This is a genomic window from Ruegeria sp. G2, from assembly GCF_056533505.1.
The window spans coordinates 809,961-827,623 of the sequence record NZ_JBQFON010000001.1 but is presented as its reverse complement, the minus strand read 5'-3'; the positions used below and the strand labels follow the sequence as shown (position 1 = coordinate 827,623).

The 17,663-nt window shown below is 56.6% G+C and carries 15 protein-coding genes; 12 read left to right on the top strand and 3 right to left on the bottom strand.

The features are described from left to right. The first annotated feature begins 169 nt into the window (after nucleotides 1-169). From dusB to ACR0DU_RS04020, 7 genes are all read left to right on the top strand, one after another. Nucleotides 170-1,153 carry a tRNA dihydrouridine synthase DusB gene (dusB, locus tag ACR0DU_RS04050; protein ID WP_480455010.1) on the top strand — a complete coding sequence of 328 codons (984 nt, stop codon included), beginning with the start codon at nucleotides 170-172 and terminating at the stop codon, nucleotides 1,151-1,153. Continuing rightward, on the top strand, nucleotides 1,150-2,229 hold the full coding sequence (locus ACR0DU_RS04045; protein WP_480872601.1) for a two-component system sensor histidine kinase NtrB: 1,080 nt from the start codon (nucleotides 1,150-1,152) through the stop codon (nucleotides 2,227-2,229). Before dusB ends, ACR0DU_RS04045 begins: the two co-directional genes overlap by 4 nt. Then, nucleotides 2,229-3,596, top strand: coding sequence for a response regulator (locus ACR0DU_RS04040; protein ID WP_010440348.1), 1,368 nt, complete (start codon nucleotides 2,229-2,231; stop codon nucleotides 3,594-3,596). Before ACR0DU_RS04045 ends, ACR0DU_RS04040 begins: the two co-directional genes overlap by 1 nt. A gap of 162 nt (nucleotides 3,597-3,758) precedes the next feature. Next, entirely contained in the window at nucleotides 3,759-5,984 is a 2,226-nt protein-coding gene (locus ACR0DU_RS04035; protein WP_480872751.1) for a sensor histidine kinase NtrY-like, read from the top strand. Continuing rightward, a complete protein-coding gene (gene ntrX, locus ACR0DU_RS04030) occupies nucleotides 5,981-7,390 on the top strand; it encodes a nitrogen assimilation response regulator NtrX (protein WP_480872599.1) in 1,410 nt (469 codons plus the stop codon). Before ACR0DU_RS04035 ends, ntrX begins: the two co-directional genes overlap by 4 nt. A 9-nt stretch (nucleotides 7,391-7,399) precedes the next feature. Beyond that, on the top strand, nucleotides 7,400-7,987 hold the full coding sequence (locus ACR0DU_RS04025) for a helix-turn-helix domain-containing protein (RefSeq protein WP_480872597.1): 588 nt from the start codon (nucleotides 7,400-7,402) through the stop codon (nucleotides 7,985-7,987). 43 nt (nucleotides 7,988-8,030) lie between these two features. Continuing rightward, nucleotides 8,031-9,224 carry an MFS transporter gene (locus ACR0DU_RS04020; protein WP_480872595.1) on the top strand — a complete coding sequence of 398 codons (1,194 nt, stop codon included), beginning with the start codon at nucleotides 8,031-8,033 and terminating at the stop codon, nucleotides 9,222-9,224. Here the strand turns inward: ACR0DU_RS04020 and ACR0DU_RS04015 are convergent. Then, the gene (locus tag ACR0DU_RS04015; protein WP_319544679.1) at nucleotides 9,189-9,668 is read right to left on the bottom strand and encodes a hypothetical protein; all 480 of its coding nucleotides are present in this window, start codon (nucleotides 9,666-9,668) and stop codon (nucleotides 9,189-9,191) included. The two genes, ACR0DU_RS04020 and ACR0DU_RS04015, sit on opposite strands and share 36 nt — an antisense overlap. 96 nt (nucleotides 9,669-9,764) lie before the next feature. Here ACR0DU_RS04015 and trkA point away from each other — a divergent pair, with 96 nt between their 5' ends. From trkA to ACR0DU_RS03990, 5 genes are all read left to right on the top strand, one after another. Next, a complete protein-coding gene (gene trkA, locus ACR0DU_RS04010; RefSeq protein ID WP_480872593.1) occupies nucleotides 9,765-11,141 on the top strand; it encodes a Trk system potassium transporter TrkA in 1,377 nt (458 codons plus the stop codon). Further along, entirely contained in the window at nucleotides 11,141-12,682 is a 1,542-nt protein-coding gene (locus tag ACR0DU_RS04005) for a TrkH family potassium uptake protein (protein WP_480872592.1), read from the top strand. Before trkA ends, ACR0DU_RS04005 begins: the two co-directional genes overlap by 1 nt. 132 nt (nucleotides 12,683-12,814) lie before the next feature. Next, the gene (gene hfq, locus ACR0DU_RS04000; RefSeq protein WP_010440340.1) at nucleotides 12,815-13,054 is read left to right on the top strand and encodes an RNA chaperone Hfq; all 240 of its coding nucleotides are present in this window, start codon (nucleotides 12,815-12,817) and stop codon (nucleotides 13,052-13,054) included. Continuing rightward, a complete protein-coding gene (gene hflX, locus ACR0DU_RS03995) occupies nucleotides 13,054-14,325 on the top strand; it encodes a GTPase HflX (protein ID WP_319547286.1) in 1,272 nt (423 codons plus the stop codon). The genes hfq and hflX overlap by 1 nt, the downstream gene beginning before the upstream one ends. Before the next feature lie 32 nt (nucleotides 14,326-14,357). Beyond that, nucleotides 14,358-14,648 (top strand): putative quinol monooxygenase, encoded by a 291-nt coding sequence (locus ACR0DU_RS03990; protein WP_480872590.1) that lies wholly within the window; start codon nucleotides 14,358-14,360, stop codon nucleotides 14,646-14,648. Nucleotides 14,649-14,664: 16 nt separating this feature from the next. Here the strand turns inward: ACR0DU_RS03990 and ACR0DU_RS03985 are convergent, their stop codons facing one another. Together ACR0DU_RS03985 and ACR0DU_RS03980 are read right to left on the bottom strand one after the other, a co-directional pair. Next, nucleotides 14,665-15,060 carry a nuclear transport factor 2 family protein gene (locus ACR0DU_RS03985; RefSeq protein WP_010440337.1) on the bottom strand — a complete coding sequence of 132 codons (396 nt, stop codon included), beginning with the start codon at nucleotides 15,058-15,060 and terminating at the stop codon, nucleotides 14,665-14,667. Between the two features lie 104 nt (nucleotides 15,061-15,164). After that, on the bottom strand, nucleotides 15,165-17,627 hold the full coding sequence (locus tag ACR0DU_RS03980) for a penicillin acylase family protein (protein WP_480872588.1): 2,463 nt from the start codon (nucleotides 17,625-17,627) through the stop codon (nucleotides 15,165-15,167). Nucleotides 17,628-17,663: the final 36 nt, after the last annotated feature.

The following is a 17,663-nucleotide window of genomic DNA, read 5'->3' as shown; positions in this document are numbered from 1 at the left end:
CTCCTGATTGGGCATTGTTTAGGGGGCGGTGAATGCAGAGGCAATCACCCACGTCAATCTGCCTAAAGATTAAGCATCTGATGATTTAGCGGGCTTGAATGCCGTCGATTTGTTGTTCATATGCTGCAATTTCGATATTAAAAGCGCAACTGCTCAAGGATTAAGCACATTGACCCTGCGTCTTGCTGAGAAGGACCTGACCCCGCCGGTGCTGCTGGCACCTATGGCCGGAATCACCGACCGGCCTTTTCGGGATCTTGTGATGCGCTTCGGTGCAGGCATGGTGGTCAGCGAAATGGTTGCCAGCCAAGAGATGGTGCAGGCCAAACCTGGCGTCCGTGAACGGGCAGAACTGTCGGCGGATGTTGAGAACACGGCGGTGCAATTGGCCGGTCGCGAGGCGCACTGGATGGCCGAGGCTGCCCGGCAGGTCGTCGACCGGGGCGCCCAAGTGATCGACATTAACATGGGATGTCCAGCAAAGAAGGTGACCAACGGCTATTCCGGTTCAGCCCTGCTGAAGACGCCGGATCACGCGTTGACGCTGATAGAGGCCGTGGTGGATGCCGTGGACGTACCGGTCACGTTGAAGACGCGCCTGGGGTGGGATGACAAATTGCTGAACGCGCCGGATGTGGCGCGACGGGCGCAGGATGCTGGCATCCGGATGGTCACCATCCATGGGCGTACGCGCTGTCAGTTCTACAAAGGTCGGGCAGATTGGCAGGCGATCCGGGCGGTGAAAGAGGCGGTCTCGATCCCGGTCGTCGCAAATGGGGATATTATTGATACGGAGGCCGCGCAAACCGCGCTGGTGCAGTCTGGTGCGGATGGCGTGATGGTGGGCCGGGGCGCGCAGGGTAAGCCATGGCTGCTGGCGCAGATCTGTCACGATCTATATGGAGCTGCAGCTCCGGACATTCCGGTGGGAGCCGACCTGATCGAGATGGTGCGCGCCCACTATCAGGCGATGCTCTCATTCTACGGTACTGAGCTGGGCTTGCGCGTCGCACGCAAGCATTTGGGATGGTACATGGATGAGGCCCGGACGCCTGCCACCTTACGGCGCGCAGTACTGACATCACGCGATACGGATGAAGTTCTGCAACTACTGGGCGATGCTTTGAACAGCTCGGCAGAGGTGGCGGCATGACCTCGGATCAGAGCATCTGGACCTCGCTGCCGGTTCCGGCCTTTATCATCGATCCTGACGACCGCATATCGGATGTCAATTCTTCGGGTGAGGGGTTCCTGAACGCTTCGCGCAAAGCTGTAATCGGGCATCCAGTCTGGGATCAGATCGCAGTCGATGCGCCCTTGGAAGAGGCTTTCATACGCGCCCGTCAGCAGAGCACGCCCCTGTTTGTGAATGATGTGGATGTGGGCTCGGGTAATCGCGCGCCGCTGCAATGTGCCCTGCAGATCGCGCCATTAATGGGGCATCCCGGATCCATGATTATGATCATCTCACCACGTGAATTGTCTGGGCGGATGACCCGAGGCAATACCGTGAAATCGGCGGCGCAATCGGCCATTGGCATGGCCGAGATGCTGGCGCATGAAATCAAAAACCCTCTGGCCGGGATCACCGGTGCGGCACAGTTGCTCAGCATGAATATCTCACAGCAAGATCTTGAATTAACAGATCTTATTGTCGAGGAAAGCCGTCGTATTGTGAAGCTGCTGGAACAGGTGGAACAGTTCGGAAACCTGTCTCAGCCTGATTTCAAGCCAGTCAATATACACGATGTTTTGGACCGCGCGCGCAGATCGGCGCTGCTGGGGTTTGGCGCTCATATGACCATTGTTGAGGACTACGATCCATCTTTGCCACTGGCATACGGAGACCCGGACCAGTTTTTGCAGGTGATTTTGAATCTGCTCAAGAACGCCTCTGAGGCTGCTGATGGCAGTGGCATAATCCGGCTTCGAACCTATTTCGAACATTCTTTCCGGCTGCGTCGCAGTGATGGTTCCGGTCACTCGCTGCCTTTGCAAATCGAGATCATCGATGACGGTCCCGGATTGCCGGAGAATATTCAGGGCGAGATTTTCGATCCGTTTGTTTCGGGTAAAGAAAACGGAACCGGCCTGGGGCTGGCGCTGGTCAGCAAGATCATATCCGACCACGACGGATGGATATCAGCGGAATCGGTGCCTGGGCGCACTGTATTCCGTTTGTCCCTGCGGCGCGCGCCACAGGGCACATATGACAAGGAGAGCATCTGATGGATGGCACAGTTCTGGTTGCCGATGACGACCGCACGATCCGCACGGTTCTGACGCAGGCCCTCACGCGGGCGGGGTGCAAGGTGCATGCCACATCTTCGCTGACCACGCTCATGCGCTGGGTGGCCGAAGGCAAGGGCGACGTTGTGATCTCGGATGTGGTGATGCCGGATGGAAACGGGCTCGAGATGTTGCCAAAGATCGCACAGGATCGACCTGGATTGCCGGTCATCGTGATCTCGGCCCAGAACACCATCATGACGGCCATTCAGGCTGCCGAGGCGGATGCCTATGACTATCTGCCCAAGCCCTTCGATTTGCCTGATCTGATGAAGCGGACCGCACGGGCGCTTGATCAGAAACAGCATGCTCAGGCTGAGCCTGTCGAAGCCAGCGAAGATCGTCCAGACGAGTTGCCGCTTGTTGGGCGCACCCCAGTTATGCAAGCGCTCTATCGTCTCGTGGCGCGGGTGATGAACACCGATCTGTCAGTGATGATATCGGGTGAAAGTGGTACAGGTAAATCTTTGATTGCGCGCGCTATTCACGATTTTTCAGACCGTCGAACTCTGCCTTTTGTCACCGCGACTGCCGCTGATCTAAGTGATCTGGAAGGCCCGGCGCGAGTCATGGCGCGCGTGCGGGGCGGCACGCTGTTGATCGATGAGATCGCCGATATCGATGACGAGATTCAGGCCCGGATCGTGCGCATGATGGACACTCCGGGCGATCATGTACCGCGTTTCATGGCCACCAGCCAATCTGACCTTACTGACGCAATGGAAAGCGGTCGCGTGCGGCAGGACCTTTATTATCGTCTCTGCGGTGCGACAGTACATGTTCCTGCTCTGCGAGAACGCGTTGATGATATCACGTTGCTCACCGACCATTTTCTTGCGAGGGAAGAGCGCGAAAGCGGGACGAAACGCCGCCTCAGTCCTGAAGCTGTGGAGCTTGTGCGTCGATATTCCTGGCCTGGGAATGTTCGGCAGCTGGAAAATGCCATCCGTCGTCTCAGCCTGACAAGCCGTGCAGAAGAAATCTCTCGCACCGAAGTCGAGATGGTTTTGGGCAGTCAGCCTGAGGCTGAGCCGGTTCTGGGGGATGGCGAGCGTGAAAAACTGTCAGCTTCGGTGGGGCGTCACCTGCGGCGATACTTCGATTTACACGGGAATATCCTACCACCGCCCGGGCTCTATCAGCGTATTTTGCGTGAAGTCGAAGCGCCTCTGATCGAAATTGCGCTGGATGCGACCGGTGGAAATCAAGCAAAATGTGCTGATCTTCTGGGGATTAACCGAAATACGTTGCGGAAAAAGATTACCGACCTCGATATTCAGGTGACACGCCGCCGCAAACTGATGTAATATCGCCACACAAACCGTGGCATTCGGGTTCGACCCCGGGAACGACCACGACATATGGCGGTAAGCCGCGCAGGCGGCACATCAGAATGAGGGCAGACGGTGGCAACCCGGGCACAGAACGGGCCGATCCTATCGATCAACCGGTGGCGCAAGTCCCGGAGGATGCGCAATTTCAGTACCTTGGGTCTGGTCGTGTTGGGCCCCATTCTGGCGCTGGCAACTTATCTGGTCATTGGTCCATTTGATTTAGGCGCGGCGGCGCCGACGCTGAGGCTGATTCTGCTGGCCGATCTGGTTTATGTGCTGGTCGTCGCAGCGTTGGTGTTGGGGCAGTTATTCAGTCTGATCGCCGCCCGACGCGCGAAATCAGCAGGGTCACGGCTTCACCTGCGCTTGATCGGCGCGTTTACGCTGCTGGCTCTGGTTCCTACCGTTACGGTTGCTATTTTTGCAGGGCTTACGGTGAATATCGGCCTTGAAGGCTGGTTCTCGGATCGGGTTCGGCAGGTTGTTGGGTCATCTCTTACGGCCGCCGAAGCCTACGAACAAGAGCACCGCGAAGGGCTGACGCAGGACGCAATCGTTCTGGCGCGATTTCTTGATAACGCGCGATCACTAGATTACTACATCTCAGATGCCGAATTGCGTGAGGTTCTGGCGCAGGGGCAGTCCCAGATTCAACGCGGATTGCGTGAGGCCTATGTGATTGATGGCAGTGCTGAAATTCGGTCGCGTGGTGATCGGTCTTACCTGTTCGACTACGAGGCACCGACGCCCGAAGAGATGATTGAGGCCAATGATCAGGGTGTGGCGATTATCGCAGATTGGGAGAACAGCGAGTTCCGCGCGCTTGTACCATTGCAGGCCTATCTGGACCGATACCTATATGTCAGCCGCGAGGTTGACGGACAGCTTTTGACCCTACTGGATGAGACCAAAGAGACTGCGCAGTTTTACAGTCAGCTCGAAAGTGAGCGGGGCCGGGTACTGTTCGAGTTCGGTCTTCTGTATCTGGGCTTCGCGGTGATCTTGATTTTGGCGGCTATGTCACTGGGCATGTGGTTTGCCGAGCGCCTTTCACGCCCCGTAGGGCGGCTGACAACGGCTGCGCAACGAGTCGGTGCAGGTGATCTGAGCGTTCAGGTCATCGAAGAGGCCAGCGATGATGAAATCGCGATGCTGGGTCGATACTTCAATCAAATGACCCGCCAGTTGAAGGGGCAGCGCGATACCTTGCTTGAGAATACGCGCCAGATCGAACGCCGCCGAAGGTTGTTCGACTCGGTGCTCAGTTCGGTGACGTCTGGGGTTGTGGGCGTTGATTCCGAAGGGTGCGTAACTTTTGTGAACCGGTCCGCAGAGCGCCTGTTGGGTTGGTCGGGCGGTGAGCATCATCTTGCGATAGGCATAGCCGTGCCCGAATTCCTGCCATTGTTCGAGACGCTCAAGGACAGCGGGCAAGAGGCTGTTCAGGGCGAAGTGAAAGTGACTCGAAAGGGTCGGTTAGAGAACTTGCTGGTACGCATGGCGACGCGTCGTGGTGAAGATGGCGGCTTGGAAGGCTACGTTGTGGCCTTTGACGATGTGACCGATTTGGTCAGTGCACAGCGTATGGCGGCTTGGGGCGATGTGGCCCGTCGCATTGCGCATGAGATCAAGAATCCTCTGACCCCGATCCAGCTGAGCGCCGAGCGGATTAAACGCAAGTTTTCGCGCAAGCTGGATGAAGAGGACTGCAGCAGCCTTGAATCGATGACAGATGTGATCGTGCGTCAGACCAATGATCTGCGACGGATCGTCGATGAGTTCTCGAAGTTCGCGCGGATGCCCGAACCGGAGCGGCGCGAAGAAAACATTGTGACGCTGGTGCGTGAGGCGGTGTTGTTGCAGCAGGCGGGCCAACCCGATGTTCAGATCGACGCGGATCTGCCCGAACAGCCTATTCTGGCGGATGTGGATTCGACCATGTTGAGCCAGGCCTTGACGAACCTGATCAAGAACGCGGGCGAGGCTATTGAAACGCTGAAAGAAAAAGGCGCCCCGGACAATCTTGAACCTCAGATTAAGGTGGCGGTCAGCAACGACGATGCGGGAACGCAGATCACCATTGCCGATAACGGCATCGGCCTGCCAGAAGATCGGGCGCGGCTGTTTGAACCTTATGTAACCACGCGTGACGAAGGCACGGGCTTGGGCCTGCCTATCGTCAAAAAGATAATCGAAGAACATGGCGGAGCGCTGACATTAGAAGATGCGCCCACATTTGACGGACAGGACCATTACGGCGCGATGGCTGTCATTCGTCTTCCCGGGGCCTCAGGCGGCCCGACAGATGCGCCGGAAAAACAGGCGATTAAAACAAACAAACTGAAAGCAGGCCAAAGATGAGCGACATTCTGATCGTAGATGACGAACGCGATATTCGCGAATTGGTGTCCGATATTCTAGAGGACGAGGGCTATTCCACACGGCTGGCGGCAAACTCGGATGAGTGCATGTCGTCGATCAATGCCGAACCTCCCGGACTGTTGATCCTGGATATCTGGCTGAAAGACAGTCGTATGGATGGGATTGACATCTTGAAGGCGGTGAAACGCGACAACCCGGATGTGCCGGTGGTGATCATTTCCGGGCACGGCAATATCGAGATCGCGGTGGCCGCGATCAAACAGGGGGCATACGATTTTATCGAAAAGCCTTTTAATATTGATCAGTTGATGGTGGTTATCCGCCGCGCGATGGAAACTTCGCGGCTGCGCCGCGAGAATGCTTCGTTGAAACGGCAGGAAGTCAGCTGTTCCGATATGATCGGCAAATCGGCTTCGTTCCGGGCGATGCAGGGGCAGTTGGATAAGGTGACCAAGTCCAATGGTCGGGTCATGCTCAGCGGACCTGCGGGCTCGGGCAAAGAGATCGCAGCACGTTATATCCACGCCCATTCCAATCGCGCCAATGCACCATTCGTCACGGTAAACTGCGCCGGGATCGAGCCTGAGAGGGTCGAAGAGGTTCTGTTCGGCCGTGAATCCTCGGAGCGTGGTGTCGAGTCAGGCCTGCTGGAAGAGGCCCATGGCGGGGTCGTCTATTTCGACGAGGTCGCTGATATGCCGCTGGGGACGCAGTCCAAAATCTTGCGCGTTCTGGTCGATCAGCAGTTCCAGCGCGTCGGCGGGTCAGACAAAGTGAGGGTTGATCTGCGCGTCATCTCTTCGACCTACCGCGATCTGGAACAGGAAATTGCAGCAGAGCGGTTCCGCGAAGAACTGTATCATCGTCTGAACGTTGTACCGATCTCAGTTCCATCTCTGGAAGAGCGCCGCGAAGACATACCGGTTTTGGCGCAGCATTTTATCGAGATGTGCAACGACACGCAGGGCCTGCCAGTGCGTGAACTTTCCGATGAGGCCGTCGCGCTGCTTCAAACGATGACCTGGCCCGGCAATGTGCGTCAGCTCAAGAACCTGATCGAACGGGTACTGATCCTTGGGGATAGTACCGGCCCGATTGAGGCACGCGAACTGCCCAATGAAGAAGAGAAGGCAGATGAAACCGGACGGGTTGTCCTGTCCGGTGCTCTGGCAACGCTACCGCTTCGCGAGGCCCGCGAAGCATTCGAGCGTGAGTATCTGCTGACGCAGATCAATCGGTTTGGTGGTAACATCAGCCGCACTGCCAGCTTCGTCGGCATGGAGCGCAGCGCCTTGCACCGCAAACTCAAGTCCCTGGGGGTCGTGACCTCGAACAAGTCAGGGGCGCGGGTGGCGCAGATTGATGAGCCCGAACCCGCAGAGTGATTTGCTTCAATGACCGCAGATTGCGCGAAGAACACAGCCGTTTCCATTGGCTTTCCAGCCTTTGGAAAGCGGCTGAAACGGCTGCGCCGCGTGGTTGGCCTGAAGCAATCTGCCCTTGCTGATCTGATCGAGGTTGATCAGGCCACGATTTCTCGGTGGGAAAATGGTGGCCAAACCCCTTCGGCCCATGTTCAACAGGTTGTTTTTGCGGCGCTTGGTCCGGCAAAGGCACAAGATTCCGCGCTTAAACGTCTGGTGGTAAACTCGTCCGAGTGCCTACACCTTGTTGAAGAAGCCACACACACTTGCCTTGCCTATTCGGCCAGTCGTGCACGAGATTGGAAAACCTCTGCGCACGCGTTGCTGGGTGTATCACTCTGGCAATTTGCGACGGATGAGATCCGACAGGCCGAGGCGGAACTGCAACTCGATGGTTGGTGGGATTTGCACTCGCCTGCGCCCAAGGCGTTTCTGACCTCGGAAGCCGTGCATGACCAAATCAGAATCAGCGCTGGACGGATCGTTTGGGAGCGATTGTATCTTTCGGATGGCACCCCGGTTCGTCTGGTCAGCGGTCGGCGAGAGGGTGCCGCATAATTTATGCGTTCCGCTGGTGTGTAGGTCGCGATAGACCGAGTTCATGAGTGACTCTTTCCGAACATTTCTGCAAGTTTTGCTGATTTGGTTCGCAGGCCTCGGGGCTGCGACCCAGTTTGCCAAGATCGCCGTTCCGTTTGCTGACATTGGATTGCTTTATCCCGATCATGCGGCGGTGATCGGCTGGCTGCTATCGATTATCAGCCTGATGGGAGCAGCGCTGGGTGCGATGTCGGGTGCGATTGCGGCGCGGATTGGGCCAAACCGTCTGCTTTTGTCAGGTTTGGTTCTTGGGGGTGCATTGTCAATATTGCAAGCAAGTCTGCCGGGATTCCAATTGATGTTGCTCAGCCGGGTGGTCGAAGGGCTATCCCATCTTGCGATTGTTGTCGCGGCACCGACCTTGATTGCACAGATCACAACCGGTCGCGCTAGGTACAACTCTATGGTGCTATGGAGTACGTTTTTTGGCGTAGCCTTTGCGTTGAATGCCTGGTTCGGGTTGCCAATTGTCGACCGCTATGGATTGCCGGTGTATTTTGCCTTGCATGGCGGATTGATGTTGGTGATTGCCGCGCTGATAGCGTTCAGCAAAATCAGGATCGACATAGATCAGCCAGTCGGCACGAGGTGGAGTTTATCTTCTTTGCTTGGTGTGCACCTAAGGACCTATCGCTCGCCATTCATCTCGGCTCCGGCGATCGGATGGTTCTTCTACACGCTCACTTTCGTCTCGCTTCTGGCAATTCTGCCGGGGCGCTTACCCGAAGGGCAGGGTGCTTCGATCGCAGCATTGATGCCGTTGGCCGGGATCGTGTTGTCATGGTTGCTGGTACCGCTGCTTTTGACCGTGCTGTCCTGCGTCAGTGTCGTGAATCTGGGATTCGCCATGGGGATTCTGACGATCATTTCGCTGTTTCTGGGGGCTCCGCTTGCCTTCGGATGCATCGCATTGTTTGCAGTTCTTGGGCTTGTTCAGGGCGGTAGTTTCGCCGCGGTGCCCGAGTTGAACGAAACTGCCGAGACCCAGGCGTTAAGCTACGGCGCAATGGCGCAGATGGGGAATGCTGGAAATCTGCTAGGGACGCCAGTTTTACTGGCCATTCTTTTGGGCGCAAATGAGGTCGGTATGTTTATGGCCGTGGCTGCATTCTATGGCATCGCCATATTTGTTCATCTCGCGCTGGCCAAGCGTCGCAAATCAGCCGGCCTGTCCCGGGGTGATGATTTGAAATGACCCGTCTTCAAATTTCACGAAACACGACTCAGTGCTCAGCGGTGGAAGAGTTGTGGTACGTGCGGGTGCAACCCGCGATTTGACACCTTGTTTGCAGGGCGGCAGGCTGACCGGGCGGTACCCTTTCTGTGCCATACACTGTGCTTCGACCTTGTTTCTTAGCCCCTGATTCACGTCAACGGTATAGATCCGTCCGGGTTCCCACCATCCAGGGTTGCGATAGCAACGCCCACGGCCATCACAATAGGTGCGCCCGGGCCAGTATACCGGTGGGCTTTGACGGACCTGATTGGCGACAGGGGCGTCTTTAAGAGCTTTCACCTGACAGTTCGTGGTTTCGGTCTGCATGCGTGCAACGCTTTCGCCCTCGCGGTAATACAGCGAAAGCGGACCACAGGCAGATAGTGTCAGCAAGCAAATCAAAGCGGGCAGAATTGTTTTCATACAGTTACTTTGGCTCAGCTTGTCATCCATGACAATTCAATTGACCGCTTTGGGGGCATCTGTCATTCAAAGATTTCAGGCAGAAAGGCCAAGAGTATGAAGGTCATCATATGCGGTGCCGGCCAAGTGGGCTGGCAGATTGCGCGTCACCTTTCGGGCGAACTGAACGATGTAACGGTGGTCGACAACAACCCTGATCTGGTGCGTCGCGCGACTGAGACGCTGGACGTGCAGGGGATCGCTGGATTCGCCAGTTATCCGGATGTGCTGGATCGGGCAGGGGCCCGCGACGCTGATATGATCATTGCTGCAACCCATTCGGACGAGGTGAACATGGTCACCTGTCAGATGGCGCACTCGGTTTTTTCGATCCAGCGCAAGATCGCGCGTCTGAGGTCTAAATCCTATCTCGAAGCGATCCATTCTGATCTTTATCGCCGCGATCATCTGCCCATCGACGTAGTAATCAGCCCTGAACGTGAGGTCGCTGCCGCTGCAATGCGCCGCCTGTCGGCTCCGTCGGCTTTCGATACCGAGATTTTCATGGACGGTAAGGCGCAGCTGCTGGGTATTCGGGTTGAAGAAGACTGTCCAATCGTCAACACTCCGCTTCGCCAGCTGACTGATTTGTTCTCGACGCTCAGTTCAATCGTTGTTGGTGTTCGTCGTGAAGGGACGTTGTTCGCGCCTGAATCCGAGGATCAGCTGTTTGTTGGCGACGAATGCTATGTCTTTACCAGCGTCAAGGATGTGGACCGCACGATGGAGGTGTTCGGCAAAGCCCAACGTCAGCAAGATCGAGTCGTCATCGTGGGTGGCGGAAATGTCGGGTTGGAAGTTGCGCGCACGCTGGAAGAACGTGAAAGCCGCGTCCGCGCCAAGATCATCGAGCGCGACCGTCGATGCGCGGAAATCGCTGCCGAGGGGCTGGAGCGCACCATCGTATTGAATGGCGACGGTCTGGATTCGTCTTTGCTGAGCGAGGCAGGTATTGAACGCGCCGATGCGATGCTGGCAGTCACAGACGACGATCGCACCAACATGTTGGCTGCGGTGCGTGCCAAGGGCGAGGGCTGCCCGCTGGCCATCGCTTTGATCAATGACCCCAGTATGGTCGCCCTGATGGGGCCGCTGGGAATCGACGCTTATATCAATCCGCGTGCGACAACAGTAAGTTCGATCCTGCGCCACATCCGTCACGGTCGGGTGCGTCAGGTTTATTCTATTGGCGACGCCGAAGCCGAAGTTATTGAGGCCGAAGTCCTGTCGACTTCTCCGATGGCGGGGCAAAAGCTGCGTGATATTGATTTCCCCGAGGGCGTATTGGTCGGTGCCGTCCGCAAAGGCGACGAGGTGCTGCGCCCAACTGGAAGCCTCCGCATTGACGAGAAGGATGTCGTTGCAATATTTGCTTTGGCCAAAGACGTGCCCGAGGTTGAACGTCTGATGCAGGTCTCGATCGATTTCTTCTGATGTTGCAGGCACGTGGACAGCAACGGATCGGAGTATTGCGGCGACTACCGCTGTTGCTGATGATCTGGGGAATTGTCGCGCTGTCGATGTGGATTCCCGCTGCCTACGCGCTGGCACTGGATGATCACGATACCTCACGATCTTTCTTTTATTCCGGGCTGTTAGGTGTGTTCGCTGTCTTGATCATTGCGCTTGCGATGTCGAACCGAAGGCCCCGGCGCGGGACGCTTGGCCAATTGGCGGTTCTACTTGCCGCGTTCACCTTGTTGCCGATCTTTCTGGCCATACCGTTTCATGATGCGCTGGGAACAACCAGTTTTCTAAATGCTTATTTTGATATGGTCAGTGCGCTGACAACAACCGGCGCTGACCTGTTCCCGGATCCCCAGCGTCTGTCTGCACCGCTGCATTTGTGGCGCGCTTTGGTTGGATGGATGGGGGGGCTGTTGATGTGGATTTCTGCAGCGGCGATCCTCGCGCCTTTGTCGTTGGGTGGATTCGAGGTAACCGCAAAAGGGCAACCTGGTCGACCGGTCTCGGGCGTTGCCCAAAGCGAAAAGACCGATCCAAGAGGCCATCTGATCCGCGTGTCGCGCGCTTTGGCTCCGATTTATGCCGGATTGACAGCGGTGATCTGGGTTCTTTTGCTGATCGCAGGCGAACAAGGCTTAACCGCAGTGTGCCACGCGATGTCGGTGATGGCGACCTCGGGTATTTCGCCTGTGGGCGGGCTGGAAGGATCGACAGCAGGTATAACCGGCGAAGCTATCATGTTCCTGTTCCTTTTCTTCGCGTTGTCGCGGCTGACCTTTTCGACCGATACAGCGACCTCGGGCTATTCGCGGCTGGACAAAGACCCTGAGTTTCGGATCGGTATCTTTATCGTGCTGGCGGTTGCGGTATTGTTGTTTATCCGAGTTCTGGCGGGAACGGCCGAGCTTGGTGTTCAGATCGAGATTGTGCAGGCGTTGCACGTGGCCTGGGGAATGGTGTTCACTGGAATGTCTTTCCTGACAACAGCCGGATTTGAAAGCGCGAATTGGAACGATGCGCAGCAACTATCGGGCCTCGGGACACCTGGTTTGATCCTGATGGGTTTGGCGTTGATTGGCGGCGGTGTTGCAACAACCGCAGGAGGGGTCAAACTGCTGCGCGTTTTTGCACTTTATCTGAATGGTAAGCGCGAAATTGACCGACTGATCTATCCGTCTTCTGTCAGCGGCGAAGGCGGAGGCAACCGACGTATCCAAAGCGACGGGGCCTTCATCGCCTGGATCTTCCTGATGATGTTTGCTTTGACGTTGGCTCTGTTCGATTTGCTGCTGGCCGCCATGGGGGTCGGGTTTGAGCAGGCGATGGTGCTGAGCGTTGCGGCGTTGAGCACAACGGGGCCGCTGATTGAATTGGCAACTGATGTCCCCATTCGACTTATAGATCTGTCAGGTGCAGCCAAACTGACAGTTTGCGCCGCAATGGTTATTGGCCGTTTGGAAACCCTGGCGATCGTCGCACTGATTACACCAACCCTGTGGCGCGATTGACCCTACGGCAGGCGTCTGCTGTTACTGCATGATTTTTCATCTGGAATATCTGCGCGCACCACTCCATACTCCGCCGGAGGGAGCGCGTTGGTCCGCAGCGCGTAGCAAGAACAATGGCGAGATTAAAACAATATGGCTTCGGACAGACAGAATCTGCAGGACGCGTTCCTGAATAATGTACGGAAAGCAAAAGTCCCGGTCACGATATTCCTGATCAATGGCGTGAAATTGCAGGGTGTAATCACCTGGTTCGATAATTTTTGTGTGTTGTTGCGCCGCGACGGACAGTCGCAGCTGGTCTACAAACACGCGATTTCGACCATCATGCCGTCACAGCCGATCAGCCTGTATGAGGGCGAAGACGCCTCTTGATGGAACATGATAGGACGCGCACCCGCGCTTGGGTGCTGCATCCGGAAATCAAATCAGATGAACAGCGCCGCGTTCCAGAACCGGCGCTGGAAGAGGCGGTGGCATTGGCTGCCGCTTTGCCCGATCTGGATGTGGCCGGGTCCGAAGTTGTGCGTTTACCGCGGGCTCAGGCGGGATTGCTGTTCGGCAGCGGTAAGATCGAAGAGTTGGGTGAGCGTTTCCACGAGAACGAAGTGGAACTGGTTCTGATCGACGGGCCAGTCACGCCTGTTCAGCAACGAAATCTTGAAAAGGCCTGGAAGGTCAAAATCCTCGATCGAACCGGGCTGATCCTGGAGATTTTCAGTGATCGTGCGCGTACCCGCGAAGGGGTGCTACAAGTCGAGATGGCGGCACTCAGCTATCAACGAACGCGATTGGTGCGGGCCTGGACCCACCTTGAACGGCAGCGTGGTGGATTGGGATTTGTCGGCGGGCCGGGTGAAACCCAGATCGAAGCGGACCGGCGCGCGATCGATGAACAATTGGTGCGTCTACGGCGGCAGCTGCAGAAAGTAGTCAAGACCCGCACGTTGCACCGCGCCGCACGGGCCAAGGTTCCGTACCCAATCGTTGCATTGGTCGGCTACACCAACGCCGGGAAGTCCACGCTATTCAATGGCCTGACCGGGGCTAAGGTGATGGCGAAAGATATGCTATTTGCCACGCTTGATCCCACAATGCGGCGGGTCGAACTGCCGGATGGTCCCGAAGTGATCCTTTCGGACACCGTGGGTTTCATTTCGAACCTGCCGACAGAACTGGTCGCCGCATTCCGCGCCACGCTGGAAGAGGTGTTGGGTGCCGATCTTGTGGTTCATGTTCGAGATATCAGTCACGAAGAAACCGAAGCACAGGCACAGGATGTCGAGACGATTTTGACCTCTCTTGGGGTCGAGGATGACCGGCCCCGGCTGGAAGTCTGGAACAAAATTGATCTTCTCAGCCCCGAGGATCGCCAGGCCACGCTGGCTCGAGCCGAGCGTGATCCGGCAATATTTGCGATTTCGGCGGTAACAGGCGAGGGGATTGCGCCTCTTTTGTCTGAAATTGCCACGATTCTGCAGGGCGCCCGGCATGAATCAACACTCTCTTTGACGTTCGCTGAAGGTCAAAAGCGGGCATGGTTGTTCCGTCAGGAAGTCGTGAGATCCGAAGAGCAGACCGAGGATGGTTTCGAAATCACTGTATTTTGGACTGACAAACAAGCGGCCCGCTTTGCCGCGCTTTGAACTTTGGACCCACTCAATAAAAATGGTTGTCGATGACAAAGGCTGAAAAGAAGGTTCATTTGCGTGGTCATATTACGGTGCCTCACGACCGGTTGGAACAGGTGCGACAAGCGCTGCCTGCTCATATTTCACTGACCCGTGCAGAGGCGGGGTGTATCTCATTCGAAGTCTGCGAAGATGCCAACCAGCCCGGTCGGTTTGAAGTGTCCGAGGTGTTTGCAAACAGGGCGGCCTTTGAGGCGCACCAGAACAGGACGAAAAACTCGGACTGGTATCGGATCACGCAAGGCATTCCCCGTGAATACATTGTGACTTCAGAGTAAGGCGTGCGGACGCGTTTCAGACACCATCAATCTGGCTTTGCCGCTCTTGTGCATCGAACCATTCCAGCGAAGTTTTGATCTTGTTGTCCGATGTCAGTTCCCACTGCTCCCATCCACGCGTGACAACGCGGTTACCAGTGGCGTGATGATGCCCTTCGAGCGTTCTGACGAACAGGGCATGTGATCCAGCCCACCGCATCATGTCGCAACGTACTTCCAGATCGGGAAAATCCGCATAAAGACGACGCGCCATTTCTGCGATTGCGGCATGTCCTTGCAGAGGTTCGCCACGATTGATGCTGATTTGACCATCCGGCGAAAAGAAGCTGGCAACCGCGTCTGGGTCGCCTGAACTCCACGCAACGGCATAGTCGCGCGCCAGATTATTCAAAATATCGCGAAGGCTGCCCATGCATTTCCCCCTTTGGTGCGATGCGACGGCTCGTTGATTTTAGGCGAATTCAATCAACCACGTCCACGCGGCGCGGAAAAAGGGGCGGGGAATTGCCGATACTGTCAGCGTGGGTTGAGCACGGTCACACCAACTGCCGCGGCGCGGGCAAGACCGATATCCAACGACATGGGAATGTATTCTCCTCTGCGCCACAACTGGGCCTGATCATCGTAGTAGCGCGACAAAAAATGGCCAGACTGACCAGTGGCCGTTATGAATACTGAACTGTCCGGATCGGCGAAATCATATACGCCACGATATCCTGCACCGTGCACATTCTGGAATGGATCTGAACCTTCGCCCGAAGTGCGGCCGCGCAACAAGGTATTGTCGCCGCCGCTGGTCGACTGGCGGATGTTTACGAAGAAACGCAGTACCGGTACTTCGCCCAGCACGGGGTGGTCGTGGGTCGCCTGATGGGCATCACCCCAACGCAAAGATTCCAGCGCTGAGCCATATCGTTCCGAAATCCAGATGATTGCGTCATCCAGCGCCAGCCGAGCCATGTCTGTGCATGTCTCGGCAGGGGCGCTCTGACGCACGTCGCACCAGACCGAAGCACCATCGATATCACGGTAAACACGCTCGATGAACAATGGTTCGACATGTTTGTATTCCGCCGCCAAGGGGCCAAGCTCATCCGATATCAGACGGATTTGCAGTGCCCGTAGCCAGGCAGCGTAAATCAATGGCTCGGGCAGGTGCTCATTCATCTCACCGTTCCAATTGGCCAGCAAATCCAGCGCGATTTGCCGCTGACGTTCCGGTGTGCCATCAGGCGCCGCCTCTCCGGTGAACCAGAGATCAGCACCGATCAGCGGCAACAAGGATCGAGCCGTAAAGCTGACCGTATCCAGCTGTGCCTCGATAAAGCTGTCGCGGGTGTGCACTTCGCGCGATTGCATCAGGCGTTCCCAACGGTGAACGCGCTGGGTGTCACCCCATTCATATGAGACATGATCTGGGAAGGGGCGATCAATGATCTTGTTATTTGTATTGCCCAGTATACCGCCCGCTGGGGAAACAAATTCCGGGTTGTCCGCATAAGGCAACCGGCCCTGCCAGCGGTTTCGTTCCAGCCAACCGGGGGTTGGAATACGGCCACGACTTTGGTTGTTAAGGTCTCGCCGGGGTATGGCACCGATCAGTTTCAAACCGATCGTGTTTCGATCGACCAATGACAGGTTCTGTGACGGCGCGATGTAATCTTCAGCTATATTGATGGCCTGCCGAACGGTATCGGCATTCATCAGTGCCAAAGATGCACTCATGGAGGTGTCGCGGGGGGTGAGCGAACTCCATGACAGGGAGGCCACATGCCCCGGAGGCGTAATGGTTTCCAGATCGTAATGCGTGCCCGGCAGAACGGGGCCGTTCTCGGTCCAACGCAGGGTCAAAGTGATCGGAGCCGCGTCCTTGATCTCGATGATCGAAGGCCGGGTTTGGAAGCGCTTATATCCGTCTGGGGTCAGGTATTCTTCTGGGTTGTCTGGGTTCAACTGTTCGATATGGACGTCCTGATCGTCCAGATAAGATGAGGTCAGACCCCATCCCAAGCGCTCGCTCCGCCCGGCTGAAATCGCAGGAATACCGGGGATCGTCGCGCCAATCACTCCGCCTTTGGCAAGCTCCAGCCGGGCTAGATACCAGATGCCGGGTGCGGTGAAGCCCAGATGGGGGTCGTTGGCCAATAAGGTGCCACCGCTGGCCGAACGAGACGGCGCGGCGGTCCAGGCATTTGACGCCCCTGCCAATCCGCGCTGGGGGAAAGGTGACAGCGGCGTATCAGGCATCGAAGCTCCCTGCGCATACCGCGGAAGGTTCGGAAACAGAGCAGCATATTCGGGCAGAGCAGCGATCCCGGGGCCAGGGACATCCGGCAGAATGTCAGCCAAACGTGCCGGATCGTCCAGCATCAGAGAAGTTCGGGCACGCAGAACCTCATCCGCAAGGTGGCCGGACAACTGCAAACTCATCAGTTTCATGATGGCCAGACTGTCGCCGGGCTGCCATGGCGGGACCGGCGCGTTGAACAAGAACATCTCGGGCGCGCCACGACCTAGCGCCTGTTCGTTTATTTCGGTCAGCCGGGCGTTAATTCCAGCAGAATAGGCGCGCAATGCGGCAAGCGTGTAATCGTCTTGTACGTCGACAGATCGATGGGCAAGGCCATAAAGGTCCAGTCGTCGCAAGAGCTTGTCGATATGGACTGTTCGCTGGCCGAATATTTCGGACAATCGGCCCTGTACGGTCCGGCGCAGAACGGTCATTTGCCAAAGCCGGTCCTGCGCATGGGCATATCCAAGGCCAAAGAATACATCCGGGTCGGATTGGCCCATGACATGTGGTACGTTCGCGGTGTCGCGGACGATCTCGACTGGGGAGGTAATCCCTTCAACTTCAAGGGTTTGATCATATTCGGGCAGGGATTGGCTGGCCAGAAAATAGATCAGCCCGATTGCTGCGACCAAAAGCAGGATCAGGCCCGTCGTAATTCTCACCAGCCAGCGAAAGACCAGACCCATCTGTCCCCCAAGAAATCTGTGTATTCGTTTGCGCAG

Coding starts and splice junctions, on each gene's coding strand:
- ACR0DU_RS04045 (WP_480872601.1), top strand. CDS start 1,150: ATGACCTCGGATCAGAGCATCTGGACCTCGCTGCCGGTTCCGGCCTTT.
- ACR0DU_RS04040 (WP_010440348.1), top strand. CDS start 2,229: ATGGATGGCACAGTTCTGGTTGCCGATGACGACCGCACGATCCGCACG.
- ACR0DU_RS04035 (WP_480872751.1), top strand. CDS start 3,759: ATGCGCAATTTCAGTACCTTGGGTCTGGTCGTGTTGGGCCCCATTCTG.
- ntrX (WP_480872599.1), top strand. CDS start 5,981: ATGAGCGACATTCTGATCGTAGATGACGAACGCGATATTCGCGAATTG.
- ACR0DU_RS04025 (WP_480872597.1), top strand. CDS start 7,400: ATGACCGCAGATTGCGCGAAGAACACAGCCGTTTCCATTGGCTTTCCA.
- ACR0DU_RS04020 (WP_480872595.1), top strand. CDS start 8,031: ATGAGTGACTCTTTCCGAACATTTCTGCAAGTTTTGCTGATTTGGTTC.
- ACR0DU_RS04015 (WP_319544679.1), bottom strand. CDS start 9,668: ATGAAAACAATTCTGCCCGCTTTGATTTGCTTGCTGACACTATCTGCC.
- trkA (WP_480872593.1), top strand. CDS start 9,765: ATGAAGGTCATCATATGCGGTGCCGGCCAAGTGGGCTGGCAGATTGCG.
- ACR0DU_RS04005 (WP_480872592.1), top strand. CDS start 11,141: ATGTTGCAGGCACGTGGACAGCAACGGATCGGAGTATTGCGGCGACTA.
- hfq (WP_010440340.1), top strand. CDS start 12,815: ATGGCTTCGGACAGACAGAATCTGCAGGACGCGTTCCTGAATAATGTA.
- hflX (WP_319547286.1), top strand. CDS start 13,054: ATGGAACATGATAGGACGCGCACCCGCGCTTGGGTGCTGCATCCGGAA.
- ACR0DU_RS03990 (WP_480872590.1), top strand. CDS start 14,358: ATGACAAAGGCTGAAAAGAAGGTTCATTTGCGTGGTCATATTACGGTG.
- ACR0DU_RS03985 (WP_010440337.1), bottom strand. CDS start 15,060: ATGGGCAGCCTTCGCGATATTTTGAATAATCTGGCGCGCGACTATGCC.
- ACR0DU_RS03980 (WP_480872588.1), bottom strand. CDS start 17,627: ATGGGTCTGGTCTTTCGCTGGCTGGTGAGAATTACGACGGGCCTGATC.